4 protein-coding genes are annotated in these 3,805 nt (G+C 44.4%); all 4 read left to right on the forward strand.

Annotated elements, in window-relative coordinates; genetic code table 11:
• Positions 1 to 220: DUF1698 domain-containing protein (locus tag BCT81_RS12290; protein ID WP_133152613.1), on the forward strand; the 220-nt coding region annotated here is incomplete at its 5' end.
• 239 nt (positions 221 to 459) lie between these two features.
• Entirely contained in the window at positions 460 to 1,200 is a 741-nt protein-coding gene (locus BCT81_RS12295) for an ATP-dependent zinc protease (RefSeq protein WP_004741100.1), read from the forward strand.
• 17 nt (positions 1,201 to 1,217) lie between these two features.
• Positions 1,218 to 2,723 carry an inactive transglutaminase family protein gene (locus BCT81_RS12300; protein ID WP_102424592.1) on the forward strand — a complete coding sequence of 502 codons (1,506 nt, stop codon included), beginning with the start codon at positions 1,218 to 1,220 and terminating at the stop codon, positions 2,721 to 2,723.
• Between the two features lie 3 nt (positions 2,724 to 2,726).
• Positions 2,727 to 3,707: an alpha-L-glutamate ligase-like protein gene (locus BCT81_RS12305; protein WP_102424593.1), complete on the forward strand. Its 981-nt coding sequence runs from the start codon at positions 2,727 to 2,729 to the stop codon at positions 3,705 to 3,707.
• Positions 3,708 to 3,805 lie beyond the last annotated feature (98 nt).

The following is a 3,805-nucleotide window of genomic DNA, read 5'->3' on the forward strand; positions in this document are numbered from 1 at the left end:
CTTCCCTTCTGCTCGCGCCCTGAAACGCTGGCTTGAACAAGTTGGCTTTAAAGACGTACGCATCGTGGATGAGAATGTCACAACAATTGGAGAGCAACGCACAACTGAGTGGATGACACACAACTCTCTGCCGGATTACCTAGATTCAAACGACCCAAGTAAAACTGTTGAAGGTCACCCTGCGCCGAGACGCGCTATTCTTGTCGCAACCAAGCCATAAACTAAATATTCAAAAACCCAAATTGCGTCGTAACAAAATTTGTCTCTAGAGCTCATTTATTTTCTAAAACAGATCAATGTTTAATAAATGAGCTATTTCAAATAGCAATAATTGGCGTAGCGCTCACATTGCGATTCAATATGACCAGACTCTTACAATAGGATGCTTCACGCATCCTTTTTTGTGGGCTAAACTTCTAAATAGTCTGAACTATTCTCTAATTTCCCAAAGGTTTTTTTATGTTTAAGCGATTATCGCCAATTGTGGCGGTTGGTTTGCTCTCCGGTTGTACCCTAACTAATGGTGCGGCCTACCACCAAGAAACTCTCGACGCTATTGCCCGCTCAGAGACAAACATCGCAAATAAGGTTCAAAATCTTGAACTGCAACTAAGCAATCAAAGCGATTACATTGAAAGCTTAGAAGACGAAATCACAACCCTTTCTCAACAGCTTGATGTCCACCTAACCAGCATGGAACACAAAGTGATTGAAGAACTGGAAGAGGAAGAGCCAGTCGCAGTTGCAGCGGCTCCTGTTGCTCCAACTTCACAGCCTACAATCCTTGGCGGCATCGAAAAAGTATCTATCGACTCTATCAAACAAAGCTTCGATGCTCGTGTTGATACGGGTGCAACAACATCCTCTTTGAATGCTGTCGATATCAAAGAATTCGAACGTAATGGCAAAGATTGGGTACGATTCCACCTAGCTGATAAATCACAAGCGACAGAAGATCAAAAATGGATTGAAGCGCCTGTTGTACGTTATGTGAAAATCCGTCAGTCAACGACCGACCAAGCAGAACGTCGAGCTGTGATCGAATTATGGGTTAAAGTTGGAAAAATCCATGAAAAAGCGCAATTTACATTGGCGGATCGCTCTCAAATGAGTCACCCTGTATTACTAGGGCGCGAATTTATCAAAGACATCGCGCTAGTAGATGTAAGTAAACAGTACGTACAAACGGAAGCCAAATAACAATAGTAGGGTAAGCTATGACGTCACGAATTCCATTTTATATCTCTATTTTCCTGCTCATTGCAGCAGGTATAGCACTGAGTATGTTCAGACATACGACCTATGGTGTTCCTTGGACCCCAGGGGAAACCAGACAGGTGTGGGACATTGAAGCTCGTATCGAATTCAATGCAGTAGGCAAAGAAGCGAAGGTTTCATTAGCGGCTCCTCATACTCAGTCCAACTACACGCTCATCAGCGAGTCAGCTTCATCACCAGGCTACGGTATCTCTTACTTGAATACCGAATCAGGTCGCCGTGCTGAATGGTCTATCCGCTATGCTGATGGTCCGCAAACCATCTACTACAAAACTCAATTCTTAGTCGATAGCCAAGCAAAAGTTACTGAGAACCCACCAGAAGGTGAAGTTGCTCAACCAAGTTTCGACGGACCAGAAGAAGCAGCATCGATTGCTTTGATTGACCGCGCAACCAAGCGTTCAGCGGACAACCTAACCTTCACTCGTGAGCTGATCAAAACGCTTAACGATCCAGACAGCCAAAACTCAGCACTGCTTCTGAACAACATGACCAAAGTAGAAGCGACACACAAGCTACTTTCGGCAGCAAAAATCCACAACAAAGTGGTTGGTGTTATCGAGCTAGAAGATGGTCGCCGTCGTCAATCCATTCAGAACATGCTCCAAGTTTGGGATAACGATCAGTGGATTCTGTTCTCCCCTGAATCAAGCGAACAACAAGTTCAACCAAACCTACTTATCTGGGATGAGTCGAACGTATCTCTGTTAGATGTTGTTGGTGGTCAAAACAGTAAAGTTCACTTCTCGATGATTGCTCAAGATATTACTCCTACTGAAGCAACCAACAGTAAAGTCTCTGCAGACCAATTATTGAACCTATCGATTCACAGCCTACCGCTAGAAGAGCAAGCGATGTTTAAAACCATCATGCTAATTCCAATCGGTGCTCTGATTGTTGTGTTCTTACGTGTCATCATCGGGTTGAAAACATCTGGTACCTTCATGCCAGTTCTGATTGCAGTAGCCTTTGTTCAAACACAACTGGTTACGGGTATTGTCGGTTTCTTACTGATTGTCGGCACAGGCCTTATTATTCGTAGCTACTTATCCAAGCTCAACCTACTGCTGGTTGCCAGGATATCCGCGGTGATTATCACGGTAATCATGATTATTTCCGTGTTTACCGTGGTTGCTTTCAAAGTGGGTCTGACTGAAGGTCTATCTATCACGTTCTTCCCAATGATCATCCTATCTTGGACTATCGAACGTATGTCTATCCTATGGGAAGAAGAAGGCGCGAAAGAAGTTGTTCTTCAAGGTGGTGGCTCACTATTGACTGCCGTACTTGTTTACTTAGCAATGACTAACCCGTTCATTCAACACCTAACATTTAACTTTATCGGTCTACAACTGATTGTCCTAGGTGGTATTTTACTACTAGGTACTTACACTGGTTACCGCTTAACTGAGCTACGTCGCTTTAAACCGCTAGCGGAGGATTAAGTTATGTTTGAACAGTTTACTTCGCCGTTTAAGTTGAAAGACAAAGGCATCATGGGGATGAACAAGCGTAACCATAGCTATATTGGTCGTTACAATGATCGCTCCAAGTATCCGTTAGTAGATGACAAGCTCAAGACTAAAATCATTGCGGAACAAGCAGGTGCTACAGTGCCTAAACTTATCGGCGTGATCAGTCACCAAGCTGAAGTAAAGACAATTCACAAGATGGTTAAAGAGTGGCCGGGTTTTGTAATCAAGCCAGCTCAAGGGAGTGGTGGTAAGGGTATCCTTGTCATCACCTCACACAAGGACGGCGTTTACACTAAGCCGTCTGGCTCAACCATTAATGAAGAAGATGTAGAGCGTCACATCAGTAACGCTCTTGCCGGTCTTTTCTCACTAGGTGGTAAGAACGACGTTGCCGTTGTTGAAAACCTGATTAAGTTTGACGAATGTTTTGACGGTTTCAGTTATGAAGGTGTACCAGATGTACGTATCATCGTATTCAAAGGCTACCCTGTCATGGCGATGATGCGTCTTTCTACTTCAGCTTCTGATGGCAAGGCTAACCTTCACCAAGGTGCCGTGGGTGTAGGTATCGACATTGCAACAGGCAAAGCAGTACGAGCGGTTCAGTTTGACCAACCGGTGACGCACCACCCAGATACAGGTAAAGAACTGGCACTGCTGCAAGTTCCTCACTGGGAAAAGCTGCTGATTCTTGCATCAAGCGCTTGGGAAATGACTGGCTTGGGTTACATGGGTACGGACATGGTTTTAGACCAAGAAGAAGGGCCAATGGTACTTGAACTTAATGCTCGCCCAGGTTTGGCTATCCAAATCGCCAACGGCGCAGGTCTACTTCCTAGATTACAGCATATTGAAAACCTTGGTACACCCGCTGAATACCCAAAACCTGCTGAGCGCGTTGCTTACGCTGCAAAACAATTTGGTGTTCACAGTAATGAGATTGTTTCAAGCTAAGCCTACAACTGAACAGAGAACTCAATCAGTTGCTAGCTTGCTAACTCAATAATTACCAAGCTCAATAAAAAAGCCGCATAATGAACTGACCCCCAATA

The organism is Vibrio sp. 10N.261.52.A1 (assembly GCF_002876325.1).
GTDB lineage: Bacteria > Pseudomonadota > Gammaproteobacteria > Enterobacterales > Vibrionaceae > Vibrio > Vibrio chagasii.